General features: G+C 49.1%; 13 protein-coding genes. 8 read left to right on the forward strand and 5 right to left on the reverse strand.

The window, feature by feature from the left end:
• The first annotated feature begins 60 nt into the window (after positions 1 to 60).
• Positions 61 to 4,710 (forward strand): putative Ig domain-containing protein, encoded by a 4,650-nt coding sequence (locus ACYVF1_RS01225; RefSeq protein ID WP_461074792.1) that lies wholly within the window; start codon positions 61 to 63, stop codon positions 4,708 to 4,710.
• 97 nt (positions 4,711 to 4,807) lie between these two features.
• Here the strand turns inward: ACYVF1_RS01225 and cydB are convergent, their stop codons facing one another.
• Complete coding sequence (gene cydB, locus ACYVF1_RS01230) at positions 4,808 to 5,842, reverse strand: cytochrome d ubiquinol oxidase subunit II (RefSeq protein WP_461074794.1); 1,035 nt, start codon at positions 5,840 to 5,842, stop codon at positions 4,808 to 4,810.
• A 68-nt stretch (positions 5,843 to 5,910) separates the two neighbouring features.
• A complete protein-coding gene (locus ACYVF1_RS01235; RefSeq protein ID WP_461074796.1) occupies positions 5,911 to 7,308 on the reverse strand; it encodes a cytochrome ubiquinol oxidase subunit I in 1,398 nt (465 codons plus the stop codon).
• Between the two features lie 220 nt (positions 7,309 to 7,528).
• Between ACYVF1_RS01235 and ACYVF1_RS01240 the strand changes: the two genes are divergently transcribed.
• Positions 7,529 to 7,879, forward strand: a complete 351-nt coding sequence (locus ACYVF1_RS01240) for a winged helix-turn-helix domain-containing protein (protein WP_461074798.1) — start codon at positions 7,529 to 7,531, stop codon at positions 7,877 to 7,879.
• Positions 7,880 to 7,912: 33 nt separating this feature from the next.
• On the opposite strand, the gene ACYVF1_RS01245 is transcribed toward ACYVF1_RS01240, so the two are convergent.
• Genes ACYVF1_RS01245 through ACYVF1_RS01255 form a run of 3 tightly spaced genes read right to left on the reverse strand, consistent with a single transcriptional unit; the run spans position 7,913 to position 10,091 of the window.
• Positions 7,913 to 8,215 carry a nucleotidyltransferase family protein gene (locus ACYVF1_RS01245; RefSeq protein ID WP_461074800.1) on the reverse strand — a complete coding sequence of 101 codons (303 nt, stop codon included), beginning with the start codon at positions 8,213 to 8,215 and terminating at the stop codon, positions 7,913 to 7,915.
• Between the two features lie 2 nt (positions 8,216 to 8,217).
• Positions 8,218 to 8,700, reverse strand: a complete 483-nt coding sequence (locus ACYVF1_RS01250) for an HI0074 family nucleotidyltransferase substrate-binding subunit (protein WP_461074803.1) — start codon at positions 8,698 to 8,700, stop codon at positions 8,218 to 8,220.
• Positions 8,701 to 8,726: 26 nt separating this feature from the next.
• Positions 8,727 to 10,091, reverse strand: a complete 1,365-nt coding sequence (locus tag ACYVF1_RS01255) for a PQQ-dependent sugar dehydrogenase (protein WP_461074805.1) — start codon at positions 10,089 to 10,091, stop codon at positions 8,727 to 8,729.
• 139 nt (positions 10,092 to 10,230) lie between these two features.
• Here ACYVF1_RS01255 and ACYVF1_RS01260 point away from each other — a divergent pair, with 139 nt between their 5' ends.
• The 6 genes from ACYVF1_RS01260 (at position 10,231) to ACYVF1_RS01285 (ending at position 17,132) form a co-directional block, all read left to right on the forward strand.
• Positions 10,231 to 11,952, forward strand: coding sequence for a PA14 domain-containing protein (locus tag ACYVF1_RS01260; protein ID WP_461074807.1), 1,722 nt, complete (start codon positions 10,231 to 10,233; stop codon positions 11,950 to 11,952).
• Positions 11,953 to 12,020: 68 nt separating this feature from the next.
• Entirely contained in the window at positions 12,021 to 12,362 is a 342-nt protein-coding gene (locus ACYVF1_RS01265) for a tRNA-binding protein (protein WP_461074809.1), read from the forward strand.
• Between the two features lie 35 nt (positions 12,363 to 12,397).
• Positions 12,398 to 14,416, forward strand: a complete 2,019-nt coding sequence (locus tag ACYVF1_RS01270) for a plastocyanin/azurin family copper-binding protein (RefSeq protein WP_461074811.1) — start codon at positions 12,398 to 12,400, stop codon at positions 14,414 to 14,416.
• Between the two features lie 121 nt (positions 14,417 to 14,537).
• Positions 14,538 to 15,062: a hypothetical protein gene (locus tag ACYVF1_RS01275; RefSeq protein ID WP_461074813.1), complete on the forward strand. Its 525-nt coding sequence runs from the start codon at positions 14,538 to 14,540 to the stop codon at positions 15,060 to 15,062.
• Between the two features lie 81 nt (positions 15,063 to 15,143).
• A complete protein-coding gene (locus ACYVF1_RS01280) occupies positions 15,144 to 16,532 on the forward strand; it encodes a M20/M25/M40 family metallo-hydrolase (RefSeq protein WP_461074815.1) in 1,389 nt (462 codons plus the stop codon).
• Positions 16,533 to 16,673: 141 nt separating this feature from the next.
• Positions 16,674 to 17,132 carry a hypothetical protein gene (locus tag ACYVF1_RS01285; RefSeq protein WP_461074817.1) on the forward strand — a complete coding sequence of 153 codons (459 nt, stop codon included), beginning with the start codon at positions 16,674 to 16,676 and terminating at the stop codon, positions 17,130 to 17,132.
• The last annotated feature ends 156 nt before the right edge of the window (positions 17,133 to 17,288 follow it).

Genomic DNA, 17,288 nt, shown 5'->3' on the forward strand with positions numbered 1-17,288 from the left:
CAAAAGCAGTTATAGTGGTTTGATTTTAGGTAGATTTGTAAACTCTCAATTTACACTTCTATGCTCATACATCTACGCGCAGCAAGGCTGTTGTGGCTCTTGTGTGCCACATTTTTTCTCTCCTTTACAGGATGGGCGCAAACTCCGCTACTAACGGAGGATTTTAGTGCGACAACACTTCCGTATACGCTAACAAGTGTTTCGGGGGGCTGGGGCGTACAAAACACTGGCGCTCCGACTCCTAATTCCATTCAAGCTACATCGCCAGGACTAACTTATCCTGGGTTAATTACATTCGGCGGGTCTGCTACAATGGCCGCATCTGGGGAGGATATTAACAAGACTTTCACCTCACAGACTTCGGGGTCGGTCTACGCTTCATTTCTGGTTAACGTGGCAGCAGCTCAAAGTGGCGGAGATTATTTTTTCCATCTGGGACCTGTTAGTATAGGGACTACGTTTATAGGTAGAATTTATGCTAGAAGTACTACTGGAGGTATTCAATTTGGTTTAACGAAATCAAATGAGACTCCTGTTACGTATGCAGCAGGCATTTATGCATTGAACACCACCTATTTACTTGTTCTTAAATATTCAATAGTAGACGGCGCAGGCAATGACCGGGTTGATTTGTTTATTTCGCCAGCGTTAGGTGGAACGGAACCCCCCTCCTCATTAAGCACAGCTCCTGCTAATACTGATCCAAGTAATATAGGCGCCGTTGGCCTAAGGCAGGGATCAGGAACAAGTGCAGCAAGTCTACGGGTTGATTATATCCGCGTTGGTACGACTTGGGAAAGTGTTACTAGCAGCTCTGTTACACTCACTGCCAGCCCAACCTCGTTTACTGGGCTCATTACTACACAGGGAACCGCATCTGCTTCCAGGAGCTTTACACTGAATGGCACTAACCTATCCGATCCGGTTTCCGTTTCGGCTACAGCAAATATTGAATTAAGTTCGGACGGGAATACGTTTAGCACTACACCTTTATCCATTACGCCAGCGTCTGGGTCGTTATCACAGGTGGTTTACGCCCGGATAGCTGATACAGCGCCCATAGGCGTTTTTAGCGGAACGATTACCAGCACAGCTTCTGCTACGTTAGCTACCAACGTAACCGTAAGCGGTCAGGTCAATGACCCCAATGCGCCAACGCTGATGGTTAGCCCGACTACGTTTACCAGTCTAACCACTACAGAGGGTACAGCGTCTGGCGAGCAAACCTATACCGTAACAGCCACTAACCTAACGGAAGACGTAACGGTATCGGCACCCGCCGGGGTAGAAATCAGTCAGTCGTCGGGTAGTGGTTTCGGTTCGTTCATTACGTTACCTCCTTCTACTACGTCGGCCGTTTTGTATGTCCGATTAACGGGAGCAGTCGTAGGCCCAGTGAGCGGAACCATCACGAACGTATCGAGCGGGCTGACCGCCAACGTAGCCGTAAGTGGAACCGTTCTGAATGATCCTAATACGTTGATTTCTATTGCGACTGCCCGCGCCAGCATTGGTCAGACGGTAACGATTGAAGGGCGGGTGACGGTAACGACTCAGTTAGGCGCCCGCCAGATTTACATTCAGGATGGAACGGGCGGCATCGCGGTGTATAGTGGTGTTTCGGGTACCGATTTAACGTCGGTCGTACAACTTGGGGATTTGTTCCGGGTGAAAGGTCCTATTAGTGTTTTCAATGGATACTTAGAAGTCAATGGTGTTTCGGGATACACCGTTGTAACGGGTGCGGGAACAGTAAACCCAGATCCGATTCCGGTTACGCCAGATCAGTTAGCCAATTATCAGGGACAACTGGTCAGTATTGCCGATGCAACGATTACGCCAGCGACTTCTGCTACGTTCACAGGCGGCACCAACTATACGATTACAGCCGCCGGGCAGTCGAGTACGCTACGTATCAGCGGAAACTCTCCCCTGGCGGGGGCTGGTCGTCCAGCTAACCCGGTAAGCGTAACGGGGATAGCCGACCGTTTTGTATCGGGAGCTGGTACTACGGGTACCAATGGCATGCAGATCCAGCCGCGCCTGTTGTCAGATATTCCAGGTTCGACTGAAGCACAGGACGTTGTTTGTACAATACCCAACACGACTACGTTAACCCGCGACCAGACACTCGACATTGCCGCCTGGAACATGGAATTTTTCGGGGCCGATGGCGGTGTTATTACGTGTTCGCCCACGTCATTGACTTACAATGATATGGGGCCAGTGAATGAAGACCTTCAGCAGACCAATGCCGTTACGGTGTTGAACAAGCTCAATGCAGATATTATTGGTGTTGAGGAAATAAGCGATATAAATCGCTTCGTGGCTACCGTACAGGCGATGCCCGGTAGTTATAGCTACATTTGTTCGAATCGGTTCTCCTATTATTTCCAGGACGAGTGCACCCAAACGCCAACCGGCAATCCGCCCCGAGTGTTCGGTCCAACCTCGCTTGCTCAGAAGGTTTGTGTCATTTACAATCGCGAAACGATTACGCCGGTGCTGGCCGAAACGAAGCCGTTGCTCGATGGCGCTTATACGTACCCGGGCGATAATGGCTGGTCTTCAGGCCGGTTACCGTTTCTGTTTGTGGCCGATGCCAATATCGGTGGGGTTACCAAGCGAGTACATGTAGTTGTCATTCACGCAAAATCAGGCAGTGCAACAGACGACTACAATCGCCGGGTGCAGGACGTAGCGGATTTGAAAACCTTATTGGATACTAACTACCCGACGGCTAATTTCATTATCCTTGGCGACTATAACGATAAACTGAACGGCTCGATTGCTTCGGGTAAACAGTCTTCGTTTAGTGCTCTGATTAATGATGCTGCCCGGTACACAGGTATAACACTGCCGCTTGAGAATCAGGGATGTTCTACGTTCAACTCGTCGGCCAGCTTCATTGACCACATGATTGTGTCGAATGAATTGCAACAGGCCTATGTACCGAATTCGGTGTCTGTAATTCAGCCATTTAGTGTTCCTAACTATGGTACTACGACATCGGACCATAACCCGATTGTGAGCCGTTTTGATCCGAGTTTATTAAATAGCGCGCCTACGGTAGCTCAGACGATCGCTTCTCAAACGGCTACGGTTGGCGTGGCATATAGTTTTACGGTTCCAGCCGCTACGTTTACCGATACTGAAACACCCAACAGCCTTACTTTGAGTGTAAGTGGACTACCCTCAGGTTTGAGCTTCACGGCGCCTAATGTGATTTCGGGTACGCCATCTACAACCGTTGGCTCGCCCTTTACGGTTACTGTTGTCGCGACTGATCCAGGAAGTTTGTCGGTGAGCACTACGTTTACGCTGACGGTGAATCCTGCGAACAATGCTCCCACTGTGTCAAACCCGATTGGTTCTCAAACCGCTACATTGGGCGTAGCCTATAGCTTCACCATTGCTGCCAATACGTTTGCCGATGCAGAAACACCGAATAGTCTAACCCTGAGCGTGAGTGGATTGCCAGACGGTTTGAGCTTTACGGCGCCTAATGTAATTTCCGGTACGCCTTCTACAACCGTTGGTTCGCCTTTCACAGTGACGGTAGTAGCTACTGATCCGGGCAGTTTGTCGGTGAGTACTACGTTCACGTTAACGATAGCTCCTCCGCCTAATACAGCTCCTACGGTGTCGAACCCGATTGGCTCACAAACGGCTACGGTTGGCGTGGCATACAGTTTTACAGTGCCAGCCGCTACGTTCACCGATACTGAAACACCCAACAGCCTAACGCTGAGTGTAAGTGGACTACCCGCAGGTTTGAGCTTCACGGCGCCTAATGTGATTTCGGGTACGCCATCTACAACCGTTGGCTCGCCCTTTACGATAACGGTGAAAGCTACCGATCCGGGAAGCTTATCGGTGAGTACTACGTTCCAACTCACAATCTTGCCACCACCTAATACACCTCCAACGGTGGCCATTCCGATTCCTTCGCAAACAGCTACGGTTGGTCAATTATATAGCTTTAACATTCCACCCGGTACGTTCACCGACGCGCAAACACCGAATAGCCTTACCTTTAGCGTGAGTGGATTACCCGCCGGACTAAGTTTTTCAGGATCGTCTGCAATTACCGGAACGCCGTCGACTACGGTTGGCTCGCCGTTCACGGTAACTATAGTTGCCACAGATCCAGGTGGCCTGTCGGTATCTACTACGTACCAGATAACGGTGCGGCCAGCACCTAATACGGCCCCGACCGTTGTAGGCTCGATTGGAGATAGAACGGCTTCAGTTAATCAGGCGTTTACGATGAATATCCCAGCCGTATTCACGGATACCGAAACGCCGAACGGATTGACACTCAGTGTAAACGGATTGCCAGCGGGTCTGAACTTTACGGCTCCTTCAACCATTAGTGGAACACCTTCGACAACGGTAGGATCTCCGTTTACCGTTACGGTAGTGGCCACTGATCCAGGTGGGTTATCGGTTGCCACTACGTTCCAGATTACCGTGAGCAACACGACATCGTGTTTGAATATGTTTACGGTGAAAAATGGTACGTGGGACGACGTAACAGTATGGTCGTGCGGGCGGACGCCAACGAAATTAGACCCCGTTACGATAAATCATGCGGTGACCTTACCAACCAGTTATACAGGCAATGCCCTTCGGGTAAGCTTCGGTCCAGGTGGTCGCATCATACAACGTGTAGCCAGTTTGCTGAATCTGGCTAGTCAGGGAAAATAAACGGTTATAAAGCGACTTATATATAGAGCCCAAAAGATTATCGGCTCGATCAGGCCACTCATTCGAAAGGATGGGTGGCCTGGTTTTTTAGTTAGACTTAGTAGCTGTGATCTTCCAGCTTTACTTTTCCACGAAACGTCCAGAATATGAACACGGTATATGTACCGACCAACGGCATTCCAATAAAGGCAAACAAAAGCATGGTACGTAGTGACGCATCAGACGAAGCCGCTTCGTAGATACTGATGTGCCCCCGCGGGTCAACCGTCGACAGGACCAGATTGGGGTATAAACCCATCGCAAACAGAATCAGCAGCAGGGCCGTTGTGATGGATGACGAAATAAAGCCGCGCCGGTACTGTCGCTTCTCAATGCTACGTCGAATGTTCAGAACAATGAACACAGCCGCCATCGGTAGCACGAACAATTCGGGATTGTTCTTGAATATAGCGGTCATGTGTGGCACGTAAATCAACGTAGCGAGCGATGTAGCGATAAAGCACAGAATGAAGAATTTACTCGTATTGTTGGCAATGATCGTCAGTTTGGCATAGAGTCGATCTTCGGTTTTCATGAGCAGATACATGGCGCCGTGCATCATAAACAGCGATAGTACGGTAATAGAAATCAGCCCGGCATAGGGGTTGAAAAAGTCGCGCAATCGGCCAACAAATTCATGATTGGCGTTCAAGGGAATTCCCTGAATGAGATTGCCAAGTATCAGCCCCAGCAGCAACGAAATACCAATGCTGGATACACAATAACTAACATCCCAGAGCTGGTGCCACCACTGCATCGGCTCTTTCCCGCGAAACTCAATCGAAATGGCCCGGAAAATAATGGCGACAAGAAATAAAATAAACGGTAGATAAAAAACCGATAGAATGGTGCCATAGACAAGCGGAAAAGCAGCAAATAATGACCCGGCGCCTATAACCAGCCAGACTTCATTGCCATCCCAAACCGGCCCAATCGCGTTGAGCGCGATACGTCGGCTTTGCTCTTTCCGGAAAAAAAGGTGCAGTGCTCCGGCCCCTAAATCAAAGCCGTCCAAAATGCCATACCCAGTGATTAGTGCTCCAATCAGCAAAAACCACCAGGTGGGTAAATCGAGTCCAAGGAACGTATCCATAAGGGTGAATGAGTGAAAGGGTGAAAGATTGAAAGAGTGAAATTACCTGCCGGATGATTTTCGCTCTTTCACTCTTTCGCTCTTTCACTCATTAAAGGTATCAGCGACGGATTCATGCGTGAAGATGATGGTTCACCTTCCGATGCTACGTCGGGGCCGTGCTGTATTTTCTTGTTTAGCAGGTAAAGAAACAGGGCGAACAACATGACATAGATCAGCGTGAACAGGATTAGCGAGGCTAGTACGTGTTCGGCTTTGACGGCCTGTGAAAGCGCATCAGAAGTACGTAGCAATCCGTATACTACCCACGGTTGCCGACCAACTTCGGCAGTGTACCAACCCACCTGATTCGCGATTTGCGGCAGCAAGACAGCAAACACAAAAACTGTCATTAACCAACGCGTCTGAAACAGTTTTTTCTGGTAAAGCAGAAATAAGCTGAACAGGGTCAGTCCAATCAGCGTCATGCCGATAGCAACCATCAGGTGATACGTTTGAAAGACAAAATTGACAGCAGTAGGGCGGTTTTCGGGCTTAATACTGTTGAGGCCGGGAATAGGTGCTTTCATATCCTGATGTACCAGTAATGAAAGGCCCCCTGGAATTTTCAGGCCCGTCGTTTTCTGATTTTTTGTGTCGACCCAACCCATCAGGTACATATCGGCAGGAGCTAGTTTCTCAAAATGCCCTTCCATAGCGGCTAGTTTCGCCGGTTGATATCTTGTGACCACCTCCGCCGATTTATGGCCCGTAAATAATTGCCCCAACGCTGATACAGCCGCCACCCAGAGCGCAATCCGGAAGGCGGTTTGGGCATGTGTTACGTGTTTCTTCTTCAGAATATACCAGGCGCTAACGCTCAGCACCAGAAATGATCCCGACAGAAACGCTCCAATCAATACGTGCGAATACCGCTCGACGGACGAGGGATTGAAAATCATTTCCCAGAAATCGGTTACGATGGCCCGCGCCTGCATACCCTGCCCCTCAATGCGATATCCAGCGGGCGTTTGCTGCCAGGAGTTAGCCACTACGATCCAGAGCGCCGAAAATATGGAACCCAACGCCACCAGCACCGTAGCGAGAAAATGGACGCGTGGACTAACCCGATTCCATCCGAAAAGCAGGACGCCTAGAAAGGCCGATTCCAGCGCAAAGGCAAAAATCCCCTCAGCCGCCAGCGCCGACCCGAAAATATCACCAACGTAGCGTGAGTACGTTGCCCAGTTGGTACCGAATTCAAACTCCATCACGATACCGGTAGCGACGCCAATACCAAAAATGAGCGCGAAAATCTTAACCCAGAACCGGGTCAATTCTTCGTAAATCTTATTTTTTGTTTTGAGGTAAAGCCCTTCCATTACCACCAGACAAACGCCCAAACCAATACTTAGGGGCGGGTAGATGTAGTGAAAAGCAATAGTGAAAGCAAACTGAATGCGGGAAAGTAATTCGACGTTGTCCATATACCGTTACGATAGCGGGAACGGTCGCCAGGTGGCACAAAGGACGTAGTAAAATAGGGCGCACAAGGCGAGAAAACTATCGGCGGCAAGGTACAACCGGAAGCTGAAACAAGCGAATAATATATCGGGAGATTACTGCATGGTAGTAACAACGATTCGCTTCATCATGTACCTTAGTCATGTTATCTGATTTTTCTCGTCATGAATAGTACCCTTTGCCATGAAAACACTACGTATCAACGGCCGAATATGGCTCGAAACTACGTCTGCTGACGCTACCGAACGATTCATTGGCATTGGGCGGCTAGAACTTCTAGGACACATTCAACGTACCGGCTCCATCAATCAGGCGGCCAAGGCGATGCAGATGTCTTACAAACGAGCCTGGGACTTGGTGCAGTCGATGAACACGCAGGCCGATACGCCGTTGGTGTCGACGCAGACCGGCGGAGAAAAAGGGGGAGGGGCAATCGTTACTGAGGAGGGCGAGAAATACCTGAGTTATTTTCGTGGGCTACAGGAACGGTTTCAGCAATTTCTGACGAATGAGATGGCTAGGCTTTCTAAGTAATTTATTACGAAAAGTGACAATCTGTTTAATCAATTATGCAGGAACTATTACCTTACCTACACGGTCAATGTGCGAGAGCAGAGCTGGTTCACTAATTCGATCATAAAGAACCAAATCAAATCGAAAGGGTAGCCATAATTCATCCAACGCAACACCGAGCGATACCAGATCGTCAAATGTTAAATCGTTTCCCTTCAAAGCAATATCAATGTCGGAGCCTGGCCTTTGTGTTCCTTTCGCTCTGGAACCAAATAGCACAGCCTGATGCACACGACTGTTCGCAGCTACCGTACGAGTTATATCCAATAAATGTTCATTACTTAACCCGTAAAGCATGTCTATTCGGTGTCAAATAAAGATAGTTGTCTGCTCAACTGTTCTTCGTCTAACTTGGTCTGTAAATCGTTAAATAGCCCTGCATATTCATTCTTCACGGCTTCAGCGATTTCTTCAGCAGTTTCTTCGTTATAGGTATGACTAGTTAAGTTTCGGCTTTTAGCCATCCGTACCCAGGCTAGGCCATCAATATAGCCATCCTGATAAGCTTGTTCTACTACAGGTTTTGGCCCTGCAATATCTGGATACCCCTTATCACGTAGTAAGTCTTGTAGGGTTTTCCAGGCTAGTTCATATGTATATTCAAATGCTTTAATAAGTCCCTGTTCTTCTAATTCATTCAGCTCACCCTTAGCAATAAATTTGTTGAGTTGTGACAACGCTTTTTTAAAGTTTGTAAAACGTTGCTCCCATCGAATATCCTGATTCATAAACAAACCTACAAAATCCGTCAAAATTTCAGATATAGGATTCAACGCTTTCATTAAAGCCTATATCTGGAACAACTATCTTACCGCTTCGCTGAATACGTTATCCGCCAGACTTTTCCTTTTACCGAATCCGTTACGTAGAGTGCACCATCGGGGCCTTCTGCCAAACCCATTGGGCGGGCTTTCGCATCGCCGGGGCTAGCCAGGTCGAGTTTGCCAGCATTTGCGTTGGTTCCCGGTTTACCTAGTTCAGCTACACCCGCGAAGTTTTCGGCAAATACTTCATAATTGCCCGAAGGTCGGCCATCTTTTCCAAACGGAACGAAAGCAATAAAATAACCACCCTGCTGCAGCGGAGCACGATTCCAGGAGCCGTGGAAACAGATAAATGCGCCGTTTTTATATTTGGCCGGAAATGCAGAACCCGTATAAAACAGCAAATCATTGGGCGCCCAGTGGCCAGGAAACGCCATGATTGGTTTTTCTTTTCCGGCGCAACGATCTTCAGTTTTGCCATCGCCACCGTATTCGGGTGCCAGAAATTTCTTGTTTTTGCTGTGATCGTTGTAGCAGTAGGGCCAGCCGAAATCCGATCCCTGTTTCACCATCAGGAATTCCTCCGACGGAAATTCAGCGCTCACTTCATCCGTAAATATACCGCCCCAGTTGTTCAGGTTGTCGCGACCATGCTGCATGGCGTAAAGCGTATTGTTGGCCGTGTTCCAGTCGAGGGCTACAGCGTTGCGGATGCCCGTTGCGTAGCGCTTTCCGTCAGCTTGTTTCTGGTTCGGCTTATTCGCATCGAACTGCCAGATACCGGCGTAATTTTCGAGCAGCGGGCAAGGGTCCATTCCTTTAGAGCCTTTTTGTCGGTCTTTCTCCTGACAGGCGTTTGAAGGCGCTCCGAAATTGACGTACAGCTTGCCATCGGGCGAAACCGCTAATGATTTACTGGCGTGCTGCCGCTCCAGCTTGAGGCCGGTAACGATGGTTTCGGCGGGCGTGGTTTCCATCACTTTGCCATTGGTCAGTTTATATCGATACACCGACGTATCAGACGACGCGTAGAGATAACCGTTATAAATGCCCATACCGGTTCCTCCGTAGTTCCCGAACGTAACAGTCTGGTCGGCCTGACCGTCGCCGTTGTTATCGCTAAGCGCCACAATCCCTTTACCATCGTTTAACTTTTCCAATTTCACAAAAACAGTTCCTGTGTTACTGACGGCAACGTGACGCGCTTTACCCAGATTATCGGCAAAAACTACTGCGCGGAAACCATTGGTCAGTTTAAGGCCATCATTCTCAACTGGAACAGCCGGACGTACCGACGTAGCGTGCGGCTGACGTTTTACTTTTTTAGCCGGTGTTACGTCCTTCGAGGAAGGGGTTTTTACCCCGCTGGGGGCCAGCATCAGGACGGATGCAAGTAGCAGTATGTTCATGGCAGAGAGTAAATTGGGTTGGAGTTTGGTGAGATAAACAGTACGTTATTGGCAAAAGTTTTTGGGCGTAATCAGGAAACAGGAGAGTTTGCTTACTTTTGATAGATACAAAAGCACGAACGCCTGCTTTGTTCCTTGTATGTTTACAAATAGAACTTTATTTAGCCAACGCAGCACCGCCTTTTTAACCGCCTGGCTGCTCTCCTTTACGTTATACGCCCAGAGTGACCTGCCCGCCGTTTCGCTTGCTCAGTTAAGTCGCCCAACCGGTTGGGAGTTAGCCGGTTCGCTATCACCTACGGCCGATGCTACGTCGCTACGTCCCAAAACTGGAAACACAATGCTGGTTGGTTCGGGAGAGCCAATTACATTAGCCAAACCTACCGACGATTTTCGACTACATGTCGACGTGCTGATGGCGGCCAAAACCGACGTAGTACTGACACTACCAACCGGACAGGCCATCCGCCTGGGCGGTACGCCAGAATCGGCCCGTGTGCTGAAAGCGCCCGGTTTGTGGCAATCGGTGGATGTCTGGTATAAAGTAAGTAAAACCAGAGGGGTATCAATCCTGGAAAAACTGGCGCTCAATGGTATTACGTTACGAGAAAGTCAGACCCTGGCGAACAACAATTTAGGGCCGTTGACACTGGCTGCGAAAACAGGTTCGGTTGCCATTCGTAACCTTGGTTACCGGGTTATGTCGCCCCGCAATCTGGCAAGCTGGAGCGGGCCGCTCAACTATACGATTGTGGAAGGGGGCTATATTCTTGATCCGCAGGAAGCCGCCCGGAAAAAAGTGCTCAAACAGGATACAACGAGCACGTTGAACTACGAAGTCTCCTATGGACAACCGCGTCAATACTCGATCTTTTTTGCTGGAAAACTGAACGTACTGCAAGCCGGAACGTATCAACTTGAACTGGATCATGGAGGTGCCGCTGCGTTATGGGTAGATGGAAAAGAGTTGATTCCGGTGAACCACCTCGAACTGGGCATGACCGCCATAGGAACCACTACGTTGTCAGCCGGTACGCACGATGTTCGTGTCTACTTTTCACGGTCTTGGTTCCGGCCAGGATTAGGCTTGTTTATTTCGCAGGCCGATACGCGTCCGCAACCGCTTCACGCGCCTGCTTCGCTGCCCGAGCCTGACGCCGTAGCGCTGGTAAGTGTGAACCCAGATTATAGCAGTCCACAGGACAAAATTCAACGGATTCGTTCGTTCGTGCAGTTACCGGGCGAAAAGATGAAACGTACCCACAGCTTATCAGTCGGTTCGCCAACAGGGATTCATTACACCCTCGATTTGAATCAGATGGCGCTGATCCAGGTTTGGAAAGGTGATTTCGCTAACGTAACAGAAATGTGGTACGAGCGTGGTGAACCTCAGTTGCTCAGCCCGTTGGGAGCGGTTGTGCGCACTCCTCCTCAAACGCCGTTGATGCTACTTCAGAATGAGTCCGCCGTCTGGCCAGACAGTGTCGACGAAAAAACAGTGCAGTACAAAGGTCAGACGGTTGATAAACAGGGGCGCCCAACAATGAATTATCAACTAGGGGGATTATCCGTTATCGATGCCATTCAAACCAGCCAGGACGACCCGGCCGGAAGCACCCTTACGCGAACGCTGACGTTGTCGGGCTCTGCAACCGGGACGCCTTATTGCCGATTGGCCACTGGTACGTCGATTGAGGAGGTAGCTAAAGGACTCTATGCCATCAATGATCGGAATTACTACGTTCGAATTGATCCGAAAGCTAAAGTAAAAACGCGTCAGAGTAACAACAAACAGGAGTTACTGCTTCCGGTCGACATGAAAAATGGAGCGGCTTCGGTGCAATACTCGATTATTTTCTAAAGTAAGTACCACTACGTTACCACCAGAACGTTACGTTATCTACTGGACGTAGCATCGTCAAACGTATCATGACACCTGATTACCTAACCTGGGCTGATTTTGAAAAAGTGGAAATCCGCACGGCGACTGTCATTGCCGTTGAAGCGTTTCCGCAAGCTCGAAAACCGGCTTACAAACTGACGCTCGATTTTGGTGATCTGGGAGTGAAACGCACGTCGGCTCAATTGACAAAACTGTATCAGGCCGATGAATTGGTTGGAAAACAAGTGGTTGCTGTAGTGAATTTCCCACCCAAGCAGATTGCTACGTTCATGAGCGAATGCCTGGTGCTGGGAGCCGTTGCCGAGGATGGAACTGTTACGTTGCTCCAAACCGAAAGACCTACAAAAAACGGCTTACGAATAGCCTAAAATTTTAATGAAGAATGAATAATGTAAAATGTAGAATGAGACAGTTGGTAAGCATCTTCGCGCTCCTGTTCACTCTTTCGCTCTTTCACTCTCTCACTTTTGCGCAGCGCCCGGCTGTTGAAGGCGATTATTATCGCATATTGACCCTTCCGATTCCCGAAGATATTAAGCTAGAAGTTGGTGGGTTGGCTCCGCTGCCCGACGGGCGATTGGCGGCCTGTACGCGCCGGGGCGAAGTCTGGATCATTAGCAATCCGTATATGCAGGGAAGCCGCATGCCAACCTACAAAAAATTTGCGTCTGGCCTACACGAGCCGTTGGGGTTGATGTGGCACCCGAAAGGCTATTTCCTTTGTACGCAACGGGGCGAAGTGACTAAACTCATCGACAACGACGGCGACGATCAGGCCGACGAATACCAGTCGTTTTACAAATGGCCGCTGTCGGGTAACTACCACGAATATAGTTACGGCCCGGTACTGCTGCCCGATGGCGATATGGTTATCACGCTCAACCTCGACTGGATTGGCTACGGTGCTAGTCTGGCTAAGTGGCGCGGCTGGATGCTCAAACTGACTGAAAAGGGTGAAATGACGCCCTGGGCAACGGGAATGCGCTCGCCCGCTGGCTTTGGTGTGCTACGTGATGGTAGCATTTTCTACACCGAAAACCAGGGCGACTGGGTTGGCTCAGGACGTATGACCCACTTGGCAAAAGGCGATTTCGCCGGTAATCCGGCGGGGCTGCGCTGGACGAGCGAGCCCGGTTCACCACTGAGTCTCAAGCCCGAAGACGTACCGAGTACGGGGAAGCCAATGTTTGAGGTGGCGAAGACGGTTAAAAACCTGAAAGTACCTGCTATCTGGTTCCCGCACACGCTGATGGGAATTTCTACGTCTGACTTTAAGCAAGACACAACAAACGGCGCTTTTGGACCATTCACCGATCAATTGTTTGTGGGCGATCAGGGACATAGCAAAATTATGCGCGTGGCGCTGGAAAAAGTCAATGGCGAGTGGCAAGGGGCTTGTTTCCCATTCCGGGAGGGTTTTCAATCGGGGATTATACGAACCGTTTGGGGGCAGGATGGTTCGATGTTCGTTGGGATGACGAGCCGGGGGTGGGCCGCAACGGGTAAAGATTCGTACGGGATTCAGCGGCTGGTCTGGACGGGAAAAATGCCGTTTGAGATGAAAACTATTACGTCGAAACCTGATGGCTTTGAAGTCAGCTTTACGTCTCCCGTTGATAAAAAAACGGCCGAAAATCCTGAAAGCTACAGCCTAAACAGCTTTACGTATCGGTATCACAAAACCTACGGTAGCCCCATCGAAAATGCGCGTCCTGTACCGATTCGGGGCGTAGTGGTGGCTCCTGATGGTATGAGCGCCCGCATTGTGGCCGACACGGCGCTACGTGAAGGATACATCCATGAAGTGAAAGCTGAAGGCGTTCGGTCGGCTACAAATATGCCGTTGCTGCATTCGGTGGGTTATTACACGCTCAACGCCATTGCTTCCGGCGAAAAACTGAATTTGCCCGCACGCGTTATTGCTGCCGCCAAACACGATCATGCCGAAATGATGGCTGCAGAGAAAAAAGATGCAGCCACGACCGCTAAAAATGTAAAATCAGTAAACGCCAAACGTACCGTCACTATGCCCGCCGACTGGACGAACGGCCCCGATCAGACCATCACCATCGGCACTAAACCGGGTTTAAAATTTGACGTTGAGAGTTTGGAAGTGAAAGCGGGTAGCCGTATTAAACTCGTTTTCAACAACAACGACGATATGCTGCACAACTGCGTTATTACGAAACCGGCTGCGGCCAATGCCGTTGGCGATGCAGCTTTAAAACTAAACCTGAACGGGCCTAAAATGAACTACGTACCGGCCACGGCGAACGTACTGTATCACACAAACATTCTCCAGCCCGAAACATCTGAAAGCATTTATTTCCTCGCGCCTACAACTCCTGGCGATTACCAGTTTGTTTGTACGTTCCCCGGCCATTCATCACTAATGCAGGGTACGTTGAAAGTAGTAAAGTAAATTTATTGTCACCATGACAAAAAGGTTTAAATAGGTTTGACGCACAATGACGCTTCCTGAAAAAGCGTCATTGTTTTTACATTGTCATCTGCTAAATCGCGTTGTTTTTCGTTCTGTCCGTATGCAATACATTCTATTGTGTATCTCATTGATTCTGCTTTCCCTGACGGCGCACGCTCAGCGTCAGGACGATACGTCGCATTACCGAACAGTGCCAGTTCCGGCGCATTTGCTGCCTATTGAGCGGGCTTATGGTTCGTCGTTAGGAAGCATTTATTTCTACGGGGGCAAAAAACTGTCGTCTCCCTATTCGCTGGAAGTTCCTTTTTTTGAGCTGAATGACGGCGAAGTCAATCATCGCTTTCAGACGTTTCGCACGATGACTACCCTGAGCCGACTGTCGGCGTTGATTCCGTTGGCGTATATTGTTTTGACCAGCACTAAAAACAACGGTACGTACTGGACGGTGTATGGGGGAGCAATTGCCGCTTCGCTTACGTTCACTATTATTGGTAACAGTCAGGTCAACAAAGCTGTAACACGGTACAATCAGATGCTACGTCAGCCGAGAGTTGGCCTGTCTTTAGCTCCACTTCCGTTGACTGGCCGGCTTGCTCCGGGAGTGGGTGTTGCCTGGTCTTTTTGAGAATTTTTACGGAATAACGTAGCGTAAGCCCCCAGCTTGCGCTTTTTTGTTAGTTTCGTTTATTAATCTTCCAGCAAACTTATGCGATCCCAAACGTTACGTTATCTCTTTATCTTGTCCTTGTTTTTTCCTCCGTTCCTGCAAGCGCAGACCGTTGTTTTGAATCGCGATACGCAAATTGCTGATCTCGTTGCCCAAATTTCGGCTGATAGTCTGCGGGCGCATATCAACGGTCTCGTCAGTTTTGGTACGCGGCATACGCTGAGCGTACCCGCCGATGCCACTACGTCGCCCGCCAAAAAAGGACTAGGTGCAGCCCGCCAATGGATTCTGGGGAAATTCAATCAGTACGCCAAACAATCGAACGGACGACTCACGGCGACCCTCGATACGTGGATGCTCCAACCCGATGGCCGTCGTGTCGATAAACCGGCCAACATGGGCAACGTAATGGCGACGCTCAAAGGCTCCGACCCGAACGATAACCGCATATTCATTGTGCAGGGACATATGGACAGCCGCGTAACCAACGTAATGAACCGCGAATCAGACGCGCCGGGTGCTAATGACGATGGTTCTGGCACAGCAGCCGTGATTGAGCTTTGTCGGGTAATGAGCAAATCATCGTTTCCTGCCACAGTTGTTTTCGTTACGTTAACAGGTGAAGAACAGGGACTTCTAGGAGCTGAGCATCTTTCCGAACGGGCTATCAAGGAAAAATGGAACGTAGAGGCCGTTCTGAACAATGACATCATGGGCAGCAACAATTCCAGTGATACACGTATCATCGACAACACCCGGCTACGTGTTTTCAGTGAAGGGCTGCCTTCCAGTCTGCTGAAAGACACTACCGGACGTATCGCTCAGATTCAACGGTTTGGTAATGAGAATGATGGAAAAGCCCGAACACTGGCCCGGTATCTGAAAGAAATTGGTGAACGCTACGTCGAAAACCTGGAAGTAGTGATGGTTTACCGCAACGACCGCTATCTGCGCGGGGGCGACCATACGCCTTATGTTCAGCGCGGTTTTGCTGCCGTCCGTATTACCGAAATGAACGAAAACTACGAACATCAGCACCAGGATCTACGTACCGAAAATGGTATTGAATTCGGCGATTATCCAAAGTTTATGGATTTCGAATACCTGCGCAAAAACACCGCTGTGAACCTTGCTACGTTAGCTAATCTGGCAAAGTCGCCGACGGTGCCACAGAACGTAACGGTTGATGTTCGGAATCTGACCAACTCAACGGTTTTGTACTGGCAAGCGCCCAAAACGGGTACTGTGAAAGGGTACTACGTGCTGATGCGCGAAACGCACTGGCCCTTTTGGCAGAAGAAATTCTATACGACCAAGCTGGGAATGACGCTGCCTTTCTCGAAAGATAATTACTATTTCGCCGTGCAGTCGGTGAGTAACGATGGGAACGAAAGTTTACCTGTTTTACCCGTGCCTAACCTGCGTTAAGCACCAAATTCTCAAAAAATGTCGTTGTTTGCATCAACTGGCTTTCCATCGGCGTAATAAAAGTAGTCGACTATCTGTTTTTTTTGTAGTTTACGCTCCTGGTACTTTTTCAAACCCCGAATAGACTAAATTCAACTGCTTATGAAGCGTTATGTGTATGTACTTTGCCTGATGGCCTCGCTGTGGGGTCTCACGTCCTGTAATAAAACGGATACGGTAACACCGGCGTCGCCAATTGTAGGTCGATGGGAATTAAGCCGGGGGTTATTAAGTGGTTTTCCAGCAGCAACTAATTTCAATGGAGCTGCTATTGACCTCTATTATTTTGAGAATGTTGGGTCAACGATTGATATCTATTCAGATAATACGTTTAACTCTACATTTAAAAATGTTACGGTTGATGATGCGGGTGGTACTTGGACGTTTGATAACAGCAATAACCTGACGTTGAAGTATGATTCTGGTGACGAAGAGAAGTACACCTATACGAAAAACAAGAACATCGAGGAACTTGCTCTAACTGCTCCAATTAGTTATACGTTGCAAACATCTGCAACTGCAACAGCCGTTGGTAACGTTCAACTGATTTATAGAAAATAATACGTACCGTTTTAGGTTTAAAAGTCGGAAAGGCCAGTGTTTTACATTGGCCTTTCCGACTTTTAACGGAGTTCAATTGACCACTCAGTAAATCAGCGAGTGATAGTTTGATAAACATAAAAGAATTGTAATTTCTTTTGTTCAACCCATTTTAGT

The organism is Spirosoma flavus (genome assembly GCF_054778555.1).